Source organism: Streptomyces sp. NPDC059142 (genome assembly GCF_042755665.1).
Taxonomy (GTDB): Bacteria; Actinomycetota; Actinomycetes; order Streptomycetales; family Streptomycetaceae; genus Streptomyces.
Genome location: NZ_JBHZDA010000001.1, coordinates 114,739 through 130,652 on the forward strand (window position 1 = coordinate 114,739; position 15,914 = coordinate 130,652).

Genomic DNA, 15,914 nt, shown 5'->3' on the forward strand with positions numbered 1-15,914 from the left:
GAGACCGACACCGCTTACCCGCCCCACCGCTTACGGCCGACACGCGTCCACCCCCCGCCGGACCACCCGGGTCCGGCGGGGCGAAACCGTTTACCGGGCCCGTCCGGGCACGCACGTCACTTCTTGAGCGCGGCCATCAGGGCCCGCATGTCCTCGATCAGATCGGGTTCGATCTCGGCAAGGCGGAGCGGCTCGTCCTCCTCGAACTCACCGGTCGTGGGGTCGACCACGGAGCCGGTCACCTCGTAGACGGAGAGGGAGAGTTCGGCCGCCCCGTCCAGGACCCGCAGCCCCGGCAGGGTGCGCTCCGGAGAGGTCACCAGGAACGCCCGGTCCCCCAGCCCGGGGACGGCGCCCATGTCCTCGCGCCGCTGCCCGTGGAGGGAGACCGGCGCCGCCAGCGCCTCGAACTCCGGCGCGGGGTCGGCCTTCTTGTGCAGGGTGTACTCGATGACGACGGCGGCGTACGACGGGGTGCCGCCCAGGAAGCCCTCGCCACCCCCGCCGCCCCCGCGGTCGCCGGACCGGCCCGGCCGCTCCAGCCGCACATGGCAGATGGCCCGGTCGACCGCCTCGTCCCGGTCGCCGCCCGGACGGGGCTCCCTCTTCGGGCCGAGGAGCACGGTCAGCGCGGGCAGTTCGGCGGCGGCGCAGAGATCGCGCGTGGCCCCGTACCCCCGTAGATCCGGGCCCGTCAGGTCGTACGCGTAGAGCCCGCCGGCCCAGAGCAGGGAGGCGGCCAGCGCGCCGCCGAGCGCCCAGGCCCACGGCGGCCGGCCCCGGAGGACGTCCCGGCCGGGCCGCCCCTCACCGGCCAGTGTCTCGGCCTCCGGGACGGACTCGGGGGCCGCGCGGTCCCGCGCGGCCCCCGTACCGTGGGCGCCGTCGCCGTCGTCCCCCGCCAGCTCCGGCTCGGAGATCATCCGGGGTTGTCGCCCGCCTCCGCCACGGCGGGCGAGGCCGAGGGGCGCGGGGCCGGCGCGTCGGAGGGCTCGGACCCCGCGCCCTGCGCGGGAGCGGCGTCCTGCACGGGGGCGGCGGGGGCGGGCGCCGGGGTCGGGGCGAGGGTGTGGGCCGTCGCGCCGTGCGGCGGAGGTGTGTTCCTCAGCTCCTGCTCCTGGCTGTACGCGCGGAGGTAGCCGACGACCGTGTTGGTGACCGCGACCAGCGGCACCGCCACCACCGCCCCGCCGATGCCCGCGACCAGACCGCCGACGGCGACCGCGAGGACGACGGCCAGGGCGTGCACCCGTACGGCCCGGCCCAGGATGAAGGGCTGGAGCACATGGCCCTCGATCTGCTGCACGCCGAGGACGACGAGCAGCACCATCAGCGCGGTGAAGACGTCCTGCGTGACCAGCGCCACGACCACGGCGAGCGCGCCGGAGATGACCGCGCCGACCAGCGGGATGAACGCGCCCAGGAAGATGATGACGGCGAGCGGCACGGCGAGCGGGACATCGAGGAAGTAGAGCCCCAGACCGATGAAGATCGCGTCGATGAGCGCCACCAGCACCGTGCCGCGCACATACGCGGTGAGCGTGTGCCAGGCGCGGGGTCCGGCGCCGGAGACGCCCTCGCGGGCCTGGGCGGGGACCAGCTTGAGGAACCAGTTCCAGATCGTGCGGCCGTCGTACAGCAGGAAGAGCGTGGAGAAGATGGCGAGGAACACGCCGGTCAGCAGCTCGACGATGACGGTCACGCCCTGGAGCCCGGCGGACGTGATCGCCTCCGTGTTGGCGCCGACGGCGTCACTGAGCGTCTTGGCGATGCCGTTGATCTGGTCCTCGGTCACATGGAACGGGCTGTCGAGGAGCCAGCGTTTCAGCTCGTCGATGCCGTCCGTGACCCGGTTGGAGAGATCGTCGATGTTCTCCATGACCTGCCACACCACGAACCAGCCGACCAGCCCCATCAGCACGAATCCGGAGATCGCGGTGAGGGCGGTGGCCAGCCCCCGGGGCACGCCGCGGTTCCTGAGCCAGGCGACGGTCGGCTGGAGCAGCGCGGTGATCAGCAGGCCGACGACAAAGGCCATCACGACCAGTTGCAGGGCGCTGATGACCCGCATCAGCACCCAGAGCAGCCCGCCGAGGACGAGCAGCCGCCAGGCCGCCTCGCCCGCGACACGCATGCCCCAGGGGATGGCGGTGGCGGGGTCGGGCTCCCGGGCGGCCTTGGCCTGAACGGTGGCGGGAGCGGGAACTTCGACAGGGGCGGGGGCTTCGGCGGGGGCGGCGGGCGCAGGCGGCGGGACGCTGTCCCGTACGCCTCCGGTCACGGCCCCCTCGTCGGCTTCGGCTTCGGCCTGGCGCTGGTCGAGGCGCTCCCCCAAACGGGTGAGCTCCGCACCCACCTGACCGAGCCACGCTGGCAGTCTTGACATGAAGCTTCCACTTCCCCCCGTCTTGCTCTCCACGCCCACTCCCCGGAGCCTGATCGATAAGAACCGTACAGGGGAGAAGCCCCCCACCGTAGGACGGCGGGGGGCTTCCCGGGGTTGAGCGCCACGAGCACCGCGAAGGGCTCGGGGTGGATCTAGTACCAGTTGTTGGCCTGCCAGAACGACCACGCGCCACAGGGGCTGTCGTACCGGTCGTTCATGTACCCGAGGCCCCACTTGATCTGGGTGGCGGGGTTGGTCTGCCAGTCGGCGCCGGCCGAGGACATCTTGGACCCGGGGAGGGCCTGGACCAGTCCGTACGCACCCGAGGACGGGTTCTGCGCCTTGTAGTTCCAGGTCGACTCGTGGTTCACGATGTTGCTGAAGCACTGGAACTGGTCCGCCGGGACGATGGACCGGGCGATCGCCTGGACCTGGGCCACGGTGTAGGAGCTCTGCTGCGGGAAGGACCCGGTGGTGGACGTGGAACGCGTCTCGCTGCGGCTCGCGCGCTCCTCGGCCTCCTTCTTCTTCTTTTCCTCGGCGGCCTTCTTCTCCGCCTCGACCTTGTCGTCGGCCGCCTGCTTCTTCGCCTTGGCGTCCTTCGCGGCCTGGATACGGGCCGACTCCTCGGCGGACTTCCGCGCCGTGGTGTCGGCGGCGGCGGCCTGGGCGTCCGCCTGCTGCGTCAGCGAAGCGGTCTGCACCTGGGCCTGCTGGCCCGCGGGGATTTCTGCGAGGAGCGTCATGTCCGCCGCGGTCGCCTCGAAATTGTCGCCCGAGGTCTGGGGGTCGCCCGAGGCAACACCCACCACAGCGCCGACGGTGGTGACCGCGGTGGCAGATGCCACGGCAAATCCCCGGACCGAGATCCGGCTCACACGGTGTCCTTCCAGCATCGCCCGCATACGTGACCTCGCGGGCGCGATCGTGCCCCTGGCACTGGTCTCCGTACAACGTGGGTCACGGGAGACACGGGCCCGGTGGACAACCCCCTTGCGGAGGGTGCCGCGTGGTGCGCGGGCGGCATGCGGCGGCAGTTGTGGAGTTGTGTGGTGCCGCACCCTGGTGGTGCGTGTGTGCCGCATGCGGGGCCTGACGGAAGCAAGACTCTGCCGGAAGGTAACGCCGGGAGGCAATTCTTCGTTGCGTGGGAAAGCTCACACGCCGTTTGCCCCAGCAGTTTCAAGGAAATAGGGGCGCGGCACAGCGCCGCCCGGCTAAGCTCTTCGGCTTCGCCGGGCGGCGCCAAGTGTGGTGATACGAGGTCAGATCTGGCCGTCCTCCAGCATTTCGGTCACGAGCGCGGCGATCTGCGAACGCTCGGAGCGGGTGAGCGTGACATGCGCGAAGAGCGGATGGCCCTTCAGTTTCTCGACGACGGCGACAATTCCGTCGTAACGGCCCACCCGGAGATTGTCGCGCTGCGCGACGTCATGGGTGAGCACGACACGGGAATTGGCCCCGATCCTGGACAGAACGGTCAGCAGGACGTTCCGTTCCAGCGACTGGGCCTCGTCGACGATGACGAACGCGTCGTGCAGGGAACGGCCGCGGATGTGCGTGAGCGGCAGCACCTCCAGCATGCCGCGCCCCAGCACCTCCTCGATCACGTCCCGGCCCGCGACCGCGGAGAGCGTGTCGAAGACCGCCTGCGCCCAGGGGCTCATCTTCTCGGCCTCGGAGCCGGGCAGATAGCCCAGCTCCTGGCCGCCGACCGCGTACAACGGCCGGAAGACCATCACCTTCTGATGCTGTCTGCGCTCCAGGACCGCCTCCAGTCCCGCGCAGAGGGCCAGCGCCGACTTTCCGGTACCCGCCCTCCCGCCCATGGAGACGATGCCGACCTCCGGGTCGAGGAGGAGGTCGAGGGCGATGCGCTGCTCGGCGCTGCGGCCGTGCAGCCCGAAGGCCTCACGGTCGCCGCGTACGAGCCGGACATTGCCCTCGGAGGTGATACGGCCGAGCGCCTTGCCGCGCTCGGACTGGAGCACCAGGCCGGTGTGGACCGGCAGATCGCTCACCTCGGGCACATAGAGCTTCTCCTCCGTGAAGAGCAGGTCCACCTGGTCGGCGGCGAGCGCGACTTCGCTCATCCCCGTCCAGCCGGAGGCGTCGGTGATGGCGAGCTCGGCGCGGTACTCCTCGGCGAGGAGACCGACCGACGACGCCTTGATGCGCAGCGGCAGGTCCTTGGAGACGACCGTGACGTCGTACCCCTCGGCCTGGAGGTTGCGCGCCACCGCGAGGATCCGTGAGTCGTTGTCCCCCAATCGGAAGCCGGCGGGCAGGATGCCGGGATCTGAGTGGTTGAGCTCGACGCGCAGCGTGCCGCCCAGGTCGCCCAGCGGGATGGGGGCGTCGAGACGGCCGAAACGGATACGGAAGTCGTCCAGCAGGCGCAGCGCCTGGCGGGCGAAGTAGCCGAGCTCCGGATGGTGCCTCTTGGCCTCCAATTCCGTGATCACCACGATGGGGAGCACGACTTCGTGCTCCTCGAAGCGGGACATGGCATTCGGGTCGGCCAGCAGGACGCTGGTGTCGAGAACGTAGGTGCGCCTGTCGGGCATGCGGCGCTTTGTGCTGGTCACCACGGAAGGACGTACCCCCTCGGATGAGGTCGGGGTTGCGACGGCGTCGCGGGCGGGTGGGCCGGGCTCGGGCCCCATGCGCGGGCCGAGCGCCGGCCCTCCATGTCGCCCGTACGACGTGGCGCACGGTCGTCCTGGTGCAAAGGGCCTCCCGGGCGGACGGCCCCATGCCGTCCGCTGAGATGCGATGTCCACGGACCTGTCTTTTCGGACATCGACCTGGGGGAGGTATTCCCTCGAACACGCGCCGCCATGCCACGGCATACGGCGGACGGTGGGTGAACCGTGGGTGAAGTGCCCTGGGCTCGCGGCCGGCGGGGCCCGGTGGTGGACCGGACGGGGCGCGCGCGGGCGGCGGCGGACACCTGGCCGAAACGGGTGCCGCGGCGGTACGGATGCCTTGCGGGGTACGGGGAAGGTCAGGTTCCGTAGCGGCGGTGACGGGCCGCGTAGTCACGCAGGGCGCGGAGGAAGTCGACCTTGCGGAAGGCGGGCCAGAAGACCTCGCAGAAGTAGTACTCCGAATGGGCGCTCTGCCAGAGCATGAAGCCGGAGAGACGCTGTTCCCCGCTGGTGCGGATGACCAGATCGGGATCGGGCTGGCCGCGCGTGTAGAGGTGGGAGGAGATCAGGTCGACGTCGACGATCTCGGCCAGCTCCTCGAAGGAGGTGCCCTTGCTCGCGTGGTCCATCAGCAGGGAGCTGACCGCGTCGGCGATCTCCTGCCGGCCGCCGTAGCCCACGGCGACATTGACGAGTATCCCCTTGTTGCCCTGGGTGGCCTGTTCGGCCTCCTTGAGCACGGTCTGCGTCTGGGCGGGCAGCAGGTCGAGCGTGCCGACGTGGTGCACCCGCCAGCGGCCGTCGGCGGCGAGGTCGCGGACCGCGTTCTCGATGATCGCGACGAGCGGGGCCAACTGGTCCTGGGGGCGGTCCAGGTTGTCGGTGGAGAGCATCCACAGGGTGACGACCTCGACCTTGGTCTCGGAGCACCAGCCGAGCAGTTCCTGGATCTTGCTGGCGCCGGCCTTGTGGCCCTGCTCGGCCGTGCCGCCGGAGGCCTTCGCCCAGCGACGGTTGCCGTCCAGGATGACGCCGATGTGCTTCGGCACCTGGGCGTGGTCGAGGCGGCCTTCCACCCGGCGCGCGTAGAGCCGATACACCAGGTCGCGCACGTTCACTGAGTCCACCCTCTCGATTCCGTGGGGACCGGCGCGTCCGCTGGCGGGATCCTGGGGCCGGCCCGGGGACCCCGAAGCCGTCACATTACTGCGGACCCCGGGCGCTGACCCAACCCGGTCCGTCACAAGTCCGTGATAAGGAGGGAAGCATGACCAATTCTCCCTCTTATCTCGCGGCCGACGACCGGTACGACTCCATGGAGTACCGCCGTACCGGGCGCAGTGGCCTCAAACTGCCCGCGATCTCGCTCGGTCTGTGGCACAACTTCGGTGACGACCGCAGGCTCGACACACAGCGCGCGATTCTGCGCCGCGCCTTCGATCTCGGTGTCACGCACTTCGACCTGGCGAACAACTACGGGCCGCCGCCGGGATCCGCCGAGCTGAATTTCGGCAAGATCTTCGCGCAGGATTTCTCGGCCTACCGGGATGAACTCGTCATTTCGACCAAGGCCGGATATCTGATGCATCCCGGCCCTTACGGGGAATGGGGTTCCCGTAAGTACCTGCTGTCGTCGCTGGACGCCTCGCTGCGGCGGATGGGCCTGGACCACGTCGACATCTTCTACTCGCACCGCTTCGACGCGAACACGCCCCTGGAGGAGACGATGGGGGCGCTGGCCTCCGCCGTACGGCAGGGGAAGGCGCTGTACGCCGGGGTCTCGTCGTACACGGCGGAGCAGACGGCGGAGGCGGCGCGGCTGCTGCGGGAGATGGGGGTCCCCGCCCTCATCCACCAGCCCTCGTACTCGATGATCAACCGCTGGACGGAGAGCGACGGGCTGCTGGACACGCTGGAGACGGCGGGCATGGGGTGCATCTCGTTCGCGCCACTCGCCCAGGGGCTGCTGACGGGCAAGTATCTGAAGGGCATCCCTGAGGGGTCCCGGGCCAGTCAGGGCAAGTCCCTGGACCCGGATCTGCTCTCGGACGACGTGGTACGGCGGCTGCGCGGGCTGGACGAGATCGCGCGGCGCAGGGGCCAGTCGCTGGCCCAGCTCGCGCTGACGTGGGTGCTGCGGGATCCGCGGATGACCTCGGCGCTGATCGGCGCGTCCGGTGTGCGGCAGCTGGAGGAGAACATCGCGGCGCTCTCCGCGCCGAAGCTGTCGGCGGAGGAGCTGAAGGAGATCGACGGCTTCGCCGTGGACACGGCGGGGACCAACATCTGGGCGGGTCGAAGCTGACATTCCGTGACGCCCGGGGCTGACACGCTGTGAGCGCCCGGACCGCGCGCGGACCGTGCGCCGGGGCGGGGACCGGGGCGACGGCGTGCCCGTACGGAAGCCGGGGCGGCCGGTGCGCGACCGGGCCGGGGCCCCGTGCCCGGCCGGGATCCGGCGCGGGCCGCACCGGGCTCCGTATCCGGATCGGCACCGGATCCGGGCCGGACCTGGACTGGACCAGGGGCGAAGGGCGAAGGGCGACGGCGCGGAGGCCGCCCGGGGATGGAAGCGGAACCGGGGCCACCTGTCGTCTCCTGCCCCGGCCCGGTGACCGGACCGGGACAGAAAACGGGCCGGTCCGTGGGGGGGGATACGGACCGGCCCGAGGGGGGGTTTCCACCATAACCCTTCGTGAGGGATCGTGGGGCCCCTCGTGCAGCAGGATGACGCTCCGAAAGCGGCGGTCCATGATGAGGGACCCCCGCCACCAGGCTTTTCCGGCGACGGCCAAGGAAAATGGCGAGTAGTCGCCATACTGTGTCGTCCCTCGCAGGGGCGATCCCGGGCAGTCCCGCCTTGACGCGGAGAGCGTTCAGGGGCGCCGCGCACCCTCTCGTCAGGGGGCCGTGGACGCGGGAGAACGCTCCGGGCGGACCGCCTCGATCAGGAAACGGGTCGTCGTCGCCACGAAGGGCCCCTCGGCCTCGATCAGACGGTGCAGCTCCGCCAGCCGGTCCGCGTACGCCTCGACGGTGAAGCCGGGCACCATCCAGACGACCTTGCGCAGGAAGTAGACGACGGCGCCGATGTCGTGGAACTCGGTGCGCAGGGACGCCGTCCGCAGATCCACCACATGGAGACCGGCCGCCTCCGCGGCGGCCACGGCCCGCCCGGGGTCGCGCGCGGACCGGGCCTCGGGCGGCTGGGGCCCGAGGAAGTACTCCACCAGCTCGAAGACGCTGGCCGGACCGACCTCCTGGGAGAAGTACCGGCCGCCGGGGCGCAGGACCCGCGCGATCTCGTCCCACCACACACGGACCGGGTGGCGGGCGGCCACCAGATCGAAGACGCCGTCGGCGAAGGGCAGCGGCGACTCCTCCCGGGCCGCCACGACGGTGACGCCGCGCGGGCGCAGCAGCGCGCCGGCGCGGGCGAGGTTCGGCGGCCAGGACTCGGTGGCGACGGTGAGCGGCGGCAGCTCGGGAACGGAGGCGAGGACTTCCCCGCCGCCGGTCTCGATGTCGAGCGCGGCCCCGGCGTGGGCCATCCGGGCGGCCAGGGAGCGGGCGTACCCCCAGGCGGGGCGTTCCTCGGTGGCCCGGCCGTCGAGCCAGGAGAAGTCCCAGCCGTCGACGGACACGGCCGCGGCTTGGGCGATCAGCTCTTCGAAGGTGGGCATGGGGGTGATGGTGGCAGGGCGGGGAACGGCGTCGCGAACGCATTTCGTACGGGTCCGCGCGCGGGCCCCCGGGGAGGGTCAGGGGGCGACGGAGAGGGCGCCGAGGAGCAGCCCGAGCAGCGCGCCGACGATCATGAAGGGGCCGAACGGGATCACCGATTTGCGCCCCGCCCTGCGCAGCACCATCAGCCCCACCCCGTACAGCGCCCCGAGCAGGAACCCGGCGCAGGCGCCCACGAAGAGCACCGCCCAGCCGTACCAGCCGAGGACGACACCGAGGGAGAGGGCCAGCTTGACGTCGCCGAAGCCCATGCCGTTCGGGTTGATCAGGAACAGCACGAAGTAGCAGGCCCCGAGGACCACCCCGCCGAGCAGCGCCGTCGGCCAGGAGCGCCCGTCGCCGCCGTCGTCCGCGCCGCCGGGGACCAGTGCGGCCAGCCCGAGGAGTACGGCGGCGGCGAGCGCCAGGGGCAGGGTGAGCTGGTCGGGGAGGCGGTGGACGTTGCGGTCGACGAGGGCGAGGAGCAGGGCGACGGGCGCGAGCAGCAGCCAGACGGCCAGCTCGGGGCGGGGCCCGGTGGCGGCGGCGAGGGCGCCGCAGCCGAGGGCGCCGAGGAGGGGGACGAGGCGGGAGGGCGCGTAGCGGACGAGGGAGGCGTCGGGCGGGCCGGAGTGGGCGGGGACGTCGGGCGTGGGGGCGGGGGCGGTGCGGGCATCCGTACTCGTACTCGTATCCGCACTTGTACCCGCATCTGTACGCGTACTCGTATCCGTATGCGTACTTGTACCCGCATCCGTACCTGCGTCTGTACGCGTATCTGTACTCGTATCTGTGCGTGTACCGCTTGGAGCGGTCACGTCGATGCCGGCGGCCTCGCACCCCGGGCACCTCGCCGTGCCGATCCAGCCGCCGGCCGCCCCGCCGATCAGGTGTCCGGCCGGGCAGCGGTCGCGCCACGGGTCGTCGGGCTCGACGGAGAACCGGTACGCGGCGCGCGGCAGCAGCACCCCGGTGGCGGCGCCCCAGAGAACGGCGAGGACGATCAGCGTGGCGTACACCCCACCGACCCTAGGTCCACCCGCCGGGTCCGGTCATGGGTCCTGGGGCCCACTTCCTGAGCACCAGGACCCAGATGACGGCCGCAGGACGTCCCGACGCCGCCACCGGGCGCTACGGTCTACGGCCATGGGTACATGGCGGAACGGCAGGGGACGGCTGACGGTCGCGGGGCAGGACGGCCCGGTGGAGGTGGCGCTGGAGGTCGCCGCCTCGTACGGGACACGGCGGCGCGGGCTGCTCGGCCGGACGGGGATCGACGGGGCGCTGCTGATCACGCCGTGCAACAGCGTGCACACCTTCCGGATGGGCTTCACGATCGATGTGGCCTATCTGGACCGCTCGTTGAAGGTCGTCCAGGTCCGGACGGTGAAGCCGGGCCGGCTCCATCTGCCGCGACTGCGGGCCCGCCATGTACTGGAGGCGGAGGCCGGGGCGATGGAACGGTGGGGGCTGCGGCCGGGGACCCGGGTGAGCGTGGCCGTACAGCAGGCCGGTTGACCCACCCGTACTGCAGCAGCCGTTACTACAGCAGCCCTTCCTTGGCGGCGACGGCCAGCAGCGGGGCCAGGGCGAACAGGGCGGTGCCCAGGCAGATCAGCGCGGGAACGTAGACCGGGCCCCAGGCGCCGGGGCCCGCGATGGTGGCACGTCTGTGCGGGGACCTCGGGTCGTAGCTGACCCTGACCGGCGCCCCCACCTCGTGGCCGAACATGCCGGGCCGGTCCTTGAACTCGACGGCGGTGCCGTCCTCCGTACGGAAGGCGAAGACGAACTCGGGGTGGGAGCGGGGCGAGCCGCCCGCCACACCCGAGTGGGTGGAGACCTGCCGGTCCACGCACCGGCCCTCGGCACGCCGTCCGCTCCGGAGGAGGACGAGCACCATGAGGAGCCGTCGGGCGAAGTGGACGGAGACGGCGAGGGCCGCGACCCCCACGAGCAGGAAGAGCGCTTCGATCCACACGCCGTACTCCGATCCGCTGCCGCTGTTTCTCTGCTTCTCTGCTTCTCTGCTTCTTTGCTTCTGTGTTTCTGTGTTTCTTTGTTTCTCTGCTTCGTTACTTGAGGGAGACGCCGGAGACGATGTCCTTGATGTCCTTGTCGGACAGCAGCCCCTTCTCGGCGTTGACCGTGATGAGGTACGGACGGTCCTTGGTGTCCAGACCGGCGATCATCACACCCGCGAGCTTCGTGCCCTTGGGGGGCTGCCCCTTCGCACCGGTCGAGGTCGAGGTCCAGTCGACACGGCGCGCCTCCGCCCGGCCGTCGGGCCCCGCGACCTCGATCTCGGTGGTCTCGGAGGGGGTCGCGCCGAGTTGGACGCGCGCCTCGGCTGCCGTACCGGCCATGTCGGCGTCGTTGATGCCCTGCCCGTAGTCGAACTCGACGTAGATCGCGCCGACCGGGGAGCCGTCCTTCGTACGGACGGCTCCCGCCGCGTTCCCCTCGGCGAGGTCCGCGGCGGCGACCTCCTTGAACTCCGCCGGATACGCGACGGTGAGCCGGTCGGTCGTCAGGGTGGACCAGCCCTGCGGGGTCGTCGCCGCTTCCTTGCCGCCGGTTCCGCAGGCGGTCAGGAGCGCGGCGGCGAGGCCGGCGGTGACGGCCGTACGGACACCGTGCCGCCGCGGCTTCGAAGGTGTCGGCTTCGGCGTGGACTTGAAGATCATCCCTGTTTCCTCACTGGTACCGGAGCGGCGGGGGTCACTTGGCGCAGTAGCTGTACGGCACGTAGTCCCGCTTCCCGTCCCTCGGCGCGCCGAGGAACTCGGCGTCCTTGAGGGTCTCGGACTTGTTCTCCATCGAGATGGAGGCCCCGATCGAGATCCCCAGGTTCAGCTCGAAGCCGTACTCCTGCGCGTCGGACATGCCATCGTACGATGTCCTGCTCGACTTGCCCTTGTCGAACAGGAGCCGCCCGAAGGGGTCGTCCGCGCCGGGGCGGCTGGTGGGGGCGTTGGTGTCCAGCAGGTACTCGAAGGCCGCGGTGTGGTCGCCGCCGCCGTCCAGCCACGCCTGGCCGACGGCCCGGTCGGCGTCGCCCTGCGGGCCCTTGTCGAAGGCGATGGTGTTGGTGACGACGCCGATGTCGCTGCCGCCGGAGTTGTCGGTGTTCTTGCCGCTGCCGCCGCGCTTGTCCTTGCCGTCCTTGCCGTTGCTGCCGCTGACCCCGCCGGACCGGCCGCTGAAGGTCTCGGTGGTCTGGGTGAAGTCGATGCGCAGCAGTTCGCCGGTCTTCTGGTCCCGGGTGACGGTGACGGTGGCCGAGCGCTCGCCGGTGAGGTGCTTGCCCTTCTTGACGCCGCCCGCGTCCACGCCCGCGCCGATCGTGCCGTCCGCCTTGACGGAGTAGGTGTACGACTTGGTGCCGCGGAAGTCGTCCTTGGTGACGAGCGCGTCGCCGCTGATCTTCACGTCCGCGCCCAGCTTGCCGCTGAGGGTTCCCTCCGCGTCGGCGTTGACCGAGAGTTCGCCGCCCGCCTTGCCGTACACGCCGACCGATGCCTGGCTGATGTGGCGGTCCTTGAGCTTGTCCTCGACGCGGTTGCGGATGTTCTCCTCGTCCTTGAGGGCGCCCTTGCCGAAGAGGTAGAGGATGCTGTCGCCGACGCTGGCCTCGGCGCCGCCCGGGGAGGTGCGGCGTATCTCGTACATCTTCAGCTTCTCCAGGTCCTCGCGGAAGGACTCGGCCTCGTCCCGGCTCTTGAAGACCCAGGTGTCGCCGTTGCTGACCTTCACGCCGGCGCCGAGGTCGACCGAGCCCGTACCGAGCTTGCCCATCTTGCCGCCGAAGCCCGCGGTGACTCCGGCGCTCGCGGAGTCGGTGAACGTCGTGTAGATGAGCTGGTCCTTGTCGTCGACCTTGCCGTCCCCGTTGACGTCGTAGTTGGCCCGCATGGTCCTGTCCTGGAAGCCGTAGTCCTGGCCCCACTCGAACCAGCCGATCTTGGCCTTGCCGCCCGCGGTGTCCGAGAGGGTGGAGATCGTGCAGAGCGGGGGCTCGAAGTCCTTGTCGGCGAGGGGCTCGTCGTCGTCCTTGCCGTCCCCGCCGGAGGCACAGGCGCCGCCACCGCCACCGAGGGCGGGGATGGCGCAGCGGATACGGTCACCGATGGAGCCGCCGATACCGGCCGCGCTGATCCCGAGGACGAGGGCGACGACGACGATGATCGCGCCCAGGTACTCCAGGGCGGTGGCCCCGCCGTCCGATCCGAACCGGCGCCGCGCCTCCCCCGTACGTCCCCCGCTCATCGCTCCCCCTCGCGTATCCGGTCCACGGCGTATCCGGTGACCGCTCCGGCCACGACGACGGCGCTGGACATCAGCGCGCCTTCGACGGACACCCGGTCCCACCTGATGGCGAGGTTCAGAGCCTGGGCGAGCACGGGCACCGTGAACACGGCGACGGCATGCCGTACGGGCAGATCCCTGAAGGGCTCGCGATGCGCGCGCGAGGACGCCCAGGCGCCGAGCGCCACGCAGACGGCGTTCGGCAGATGGATCAGCAGCAGCCGGCCGCCGAACGATTCCAGCCGCTCGGTCGATCCCAACGTCTCGTAGACGTAGGTGACCTGGAGGTACGAGGTGAAGGCCAGCACGACGAATCCCGCCGCCCAGGCCACGGCCATCGCAGGCAGCCCACCGCTCTCCGGCTCCGCATACCCGTGCCCGGCCCCCCGGTACGGCGGCCCTCCAGTCCCACGCATACGCGCTTCCCCCTGTTTGTGTTGGCCGGATTCGACCGGTCCACCGTAGGGGGGAGGGGAAGGGGAGGTCGTGGGCCCGTGGGCCCAGAGGCAGACCCAAACACCCGTATGTATGGCGAGAACTCGTGCCCGTCACGGGGTTTCAGGGCGAGGACGTGGCGCCCGGCGCGGGCCTGTCCGGGGTGCGGTTGGCGGCGACGACCGTCCCCGTACGTACCACCTGGAAGCCCGGCGGCACCTCCACGCCGCCCATCTGCTCCTTGGCGGCGGCCTCGTCATCCTTCCCGGCCCGCGTCTTCCGGCCCGCGTCTTCCGTTTCCTCGGCGGAGCGATGAGTTTCCCGCGGCGCGCCGGTCTGTACGCGTGAGACCGACTCACGGAAGGCTGGCGCCATGCGGAAACTGATCTACGGCATGAACCTGACCCTGGACGGCTACATCGCAGCGCCCGGCGACGACATCGGCTGGAGCGTGCCGAGCGACGAGCTGTTCCAGTTCTGGTCCGACCAGTTGCGGGCGACCGAACTGTCGCTGTACGGGCGCAAGCTGTGGCAGACGATGAGCTCCTACTGGCCGACCGGCGACCAGCAGCCGGGCGCCACCCCGGCGGAGATCGAATTCGCGCGCCGCTGGCGGGACATGTCGAAGGTGGTGTTCTCGACGACGATCGACCAGGTCGACTGGAACACCCGCTTGGTCACCGGCGACGCGGTCGCCGAGATCACCCGGCTCAAGGCCGAGGACGGCGGCCCGATGGACATCGGCGGCGCGACGCTCGCCGGGGCGGCCATGCGGGCCGGCCTCATCGACGAGTACGTGCTGGCCACCGCACCGGTCCTGGCGGGCGGCGGCACGCCGTTCTTCACCGCGCTGGACAACTGGGTGAACCTGAACCTGGTGGAGACGCGGTCGTTCCCCTGCGGCGTGATCCTGACCCGGTACGAGGTCAAGCGCCAGAGCGCCCGTCCGGGAGCCACGGGCCATGGGCACCGCGGGTGACGCCTCCTGGGTGACCCGGACTACCGCCCGGGTCACCCAGAAAAGTGAAGCTCCGTGCACTGCATGACTCTTGGCAGTGGCGTTTCTGTCTTCCATCTGCCAAGTGCCAACTGCCGTGCGATTCCACCAAGGCTCTTGATGCCCTACGGCGCTGAGAAACGCGAGCTCGCTTACTGCTGCTCGCCGCGCGGGAAGGAGACCTCCACGCGGCGGTTTTTCTTGCGTCCTTCTTCCGTGCTGTTGTCCGCGATCGGGAAGTCCTCGCTGTATCCGCGGACCTCGTAGGTGATCCCCGCGTTGGCCAGGTCCGTGCCGAGCACCTTCTGGACCGCGTCGGCACGCTGCTTGGAGAGGACCTTGCCGTGCTCGTAGGAGCCCAGATTGTCCGTGAAGCCGAAGACGCGGATCTTCGTCGCGTTCTGCTTCTTGATCTCGTTGGCTATGGCGGCGATTCGGCCGTTCGCCTGGCCGCTCAGCGCCGCGCTGTCCTTGCCGAAGAGGACCTCGGCCTGGAGGGCGAACTTGACGGTCTCGTTGGTGTCCTCGCGACGTTCCTCGCCGCCCTGGTCCTCGACGACCTGCACGATGTCGAGCACCTTGGCCGGCGCCAGCGTGCCACCCTGGGGCAGCTTGAGGTGGGGGGAGTTGGCGTCCACCTCGACCGGCGGCGAGGCGGACGTCTCGGTGCCGGGCGGCACGCTCGGGGCGTCGTCCGCGACGGCGGGTCCGGCGCCGACCACATGTGCGGTCGCCAGGAACGCCAACACCACCATCGTCGCGCCGGCGCTGCGTGGGTACCTCGTACGGGTACGGGTGTAGGTCATGTCGTCCATCACCCGGAGATCTTCAACGAGGCGACAGCGAAGGTCGGCAGACTGAGGTCGACGTCCGTGGTGCCCTCAGGCGGTGCGGGGAACTGCATGAAGACCGGTGCCGACTTGCCCGGCTGGAGCGGCAACAGCCCTATGGTGCAGAGGCAGCGCATCTCCGTGTCACGGAGAATGTAGTAGCGCTTCTTGCCTGCTTTGTCGACCAACGTGGCGCCTGCGACGGAGTTGGGGCTCTTCGACACCACCTGCGTCTCGGCCCCCGCGAATCCAGACATGTTGACCACCTGATCGGTCGGGTTGTTGATCACCCCGCTGATCGTGACGAAGCCACCGGAGTCACGTGCGACCTGGTTGACGACCAGAACCAGACCACTGCGCCCGGTGACCTCGGCCAGCTTCACATTCGGATCCGGCTGATCGGCGGAAGAGGTGTCCTGGTCCTTGCTCTTCTCGGCCGACGGCTGCGAGGACGAGGTGGACCCCGTCTTCTTGCTGTCGTCGTTGTCACCGCCGCCGCAGCCAGCCACAGTCAGGGCCAGCGTGACCGCCATCGCGGCCACCGCCACTCCCCTGCGGCCCTTCGTGATGTGCCGAATGCCCAT

At 70.4% G+C, this 15,914-nt stretch carries 17 protein-coding genes; 3 read left to right on the forward strand and 14 right to left on the reverse strand.

Annotated features, from left to right (window positions below; genetic code table 11):
• Positions 1 to 116: 116 nt before the first annotated feature.
• The 5 genes from ACFXPK_RS00520 to ACFXPK_RS00540 form a co-directional block, all read right to left on the reverse strand.
• Complete coding sequence (locus ACFXPK_RS00520; RefSeq protein ID WP_385069998.1) at positions 117 to 923, reverse strand: hypothetical protein; 807 nt, start codon at positions 921 to 923, stop codon at positions 117 to 119.
• The gene (locus ACFXPK_RS00525; protein ID WP_385070001.1) at positions 920 to 2,386 is read right to left on the reverse strand and encodes an AI-2E family transporter; all 1,467 of its coding nucleotides are present in this window, start codon (positions 2,384 to 2,386) and stop codon (positions 920 to 922) included. The genes ACFXPK_RS00520 and ACFXPK_RS00525 overlap by 4 nt, the downstream gene beginning before the upstream one ends.
• 152 nt (positions 2,387 to 2,538) lie before the next feature.
• Complete coding sequence (locus ACFXPK_RS00530) at positions 2,539 to 3,282, reverse strand: transglycosylase SLT domain-containing protein (protein WP_384995807.1); 744 nt, start codon at positions 3,280 to 3,282, stop codon at positions 2,539 to 2,541.
• A gap of 369 nt (positions 3,283 to 3,651) precedes the next feature.
• Positions 3,652 to 4,977 carry a PhoH family protein gene (locus ACFXPK_RS00535; protein WP_384995804.1) on the reverse strand — a complete coding sequence of 442 codons (1,326 nt, stop codon included), beginning with the start codon at positions 4,975 to 4,977 and terminating at the stop codon, positions 3,652 to 3,654.
• 416 nt (positions 4,978 to 5,393) lie between these two features.
• Entirely contained in the window at positions 5,394 to 6,155 is a 762-nt protein-coding gene (locus ACFXPK_RS00540) for an isoprenyl transferase (RefSeq protein WP_384995840.1), read from the reverse strand.
• A 149-nt stretch (positions 6,156 to 6,304) separates the two neighbouring features.
• Between ACFXPK_RS00540 and mgrA the strand changes: the two genes are divergently transcribed.
• Entirely contained in the window at positions 6,305 to 7,342 is a 1,038-nt protein-coding gene (gene mgrA, locus ACFXPK_RS00545; RefSeq protein WP_384995802.1) for an L-glyceraldehyde 3-phosphate reductase, read from the forward strand.
• Between the two features lie 595 nt (positions 7,343 to 7,937).
• Here the strand turns inward: mgrA and ACFXPK_RS00550 are convergent.
• Positions 7,938 to 8,720 carry a class I SAM-dependent methyltransferase gene (locus tag ACFXPK_RS00550; RefSeq protein WP_385070004.1) on the reverse strand — a complete coding sequence of 261 codons (783 nt, stop codon included), beginning with the start codon at positions 8,718 to 8,720 and terminating at the stop codon, positions 7,938 to 7,940.
• Between the two features lie 78 nt (positions 8,721 to 8,798).
• Positions 8,799 to 9,779, reverse strand: a complete 981-nt coding sequence (locus tag ACFXPK_RS00555; protein ID WP_385070007.1) for a prepilin peptidase — start codon at positions 9,777 to 9,779, stop codon at positions 8,799 to 8,801.
• A gap of 127 nt (positions 9,780 to 9,906) precedes the next feature.
• Between ACFXPK_RS00555 and ACFXPK_RS00560 the strand changes: the two genes are divergently transcribed.
• On the forward strand, positions 9,907 to 10,278 hold the full coding sequence (locus ACFXPK_RS00560; RefSeq protein WP_385070010.1) for a DUF192 domain-containing protein: 372 nt from the start codon (positions 9,907 to 9,909) through the stop codon (positions 10,276 to 10,278).
• A 25-nt stretch (positions 10,279 to 10,303) separates the two neighbouring features.
• On the opposite strand, the gene ACFXPK_RS00565 is transcribed toward ACFXPK_RS00560, so the two are convergent.
• From ACFXPK_RS00565 to ACFXPK_RS00585, 5 genes are all read right to left on the reverse strand, one after another.
• A complete protein-coding gene (locus ACFXPK_RS00565) occupies positions 10,304 to 10,741 on the reverse strand; it encodes a DUF3592 domain-containing protein (RefSeq protein ID WP_385070013.1) in 438 nt (145 codons plus the stop codon).
• A gap of 94 nt (positions 10,742 to 10,835) precedes the next feature.
• Positions 10,836 to 11,447, reverse strand: coding sequence for a hypothetical protein (locus ACFXPK_RS00570; protein WP_385070016.1), 612 nt, complete (start codon positions 11,445 to 11,447; stop codon positions 10,836 to 10,838).
• A 34-nt stretch (positions 11,448 to 11,481) separates the two neighbouring features.
• Positions 11,482 to 13,029: a hypothetical protein gene (locus tag ACFXPK_RS00575; RefSeq protein ID WP_385070019.1), complete on the reverse strand. Its 1,548-nt coding sequence runs from the start codon at positions 13,027 to 13,029 to the stop codon at positions 11,482 to 11,484.
• Positions 13,026 to 13,406 (reverse strand): hypothetical protein, encoded by a 381-nt coding sequence (locus tag ACFXPK_RS00580; RefSeq protein ID WP_385070022.1) that lies wholly within the window; start codon positions 13,404 to 13,406, stop codon positions 13,026 to 13,028. Before ACFXPK_RS00580 ends, ACFXPK_RS00575 begins: the two co-directional genes overlap by 4 nt.
• A 220-nt stretch (positions 13,407 to 13,626) precedes the next feature.
• The gene (locus tag ACFXPK_RS00585; RefSeq protein ID WP_384995781.1) at positions 13,627 to 13,878 is read right to left on the reverse strand and encodes a hypothetical protein; all 252 of its coding nucleotides are present in this window, start codon (positions 13,876 to 13,878) and stop codon (positions 13,627 to 13,629) included.
• Between ACFXPK_RS00585 and ACFXPK_RS00590 the strand changes: the two genes are divergently transcribed.
• Entirely contained in the window at positions 13,877 to 14,482 is a 606-nt protein-coding gene (locus ACFXPK_RS00590; RefSeq protein ID WP_384995778.1) for a dihydrofolate reductase family protein, read from the forward strand. The genes ACFXPK_RS00585 and ACFXPK_RS00590 overlap by 2 nt on opposite strands.
• Before the next feature lie 170 nt (positions 14,483 to 14,652).
• Here the strand turns inward: ACFXPK_RS00590 and ACFXPK_RS00595 are convergent, their stop codons facing one another.
• A complete protein-coding gene (locus tag ACFXPK_RS00595; protein ID WP_384995838.1) occupies positions 14,653 to 15,255 on the reverse strand; it encodes an OmpA family protein in 603 nt (200 codons plus the stop codon).
• Between the two features lie 59 nt (positions 15,256 to 15,314).
• Complete coding sequence (locus tag ACFXPK_RS00600; protein WP_384995776.1) at positions 15,315 to 15,914, reverse strand: hypothetical protein; 600 nt, start codon at positions 15,912 to 15,914, stop codon at positions 15,315 to 15,317.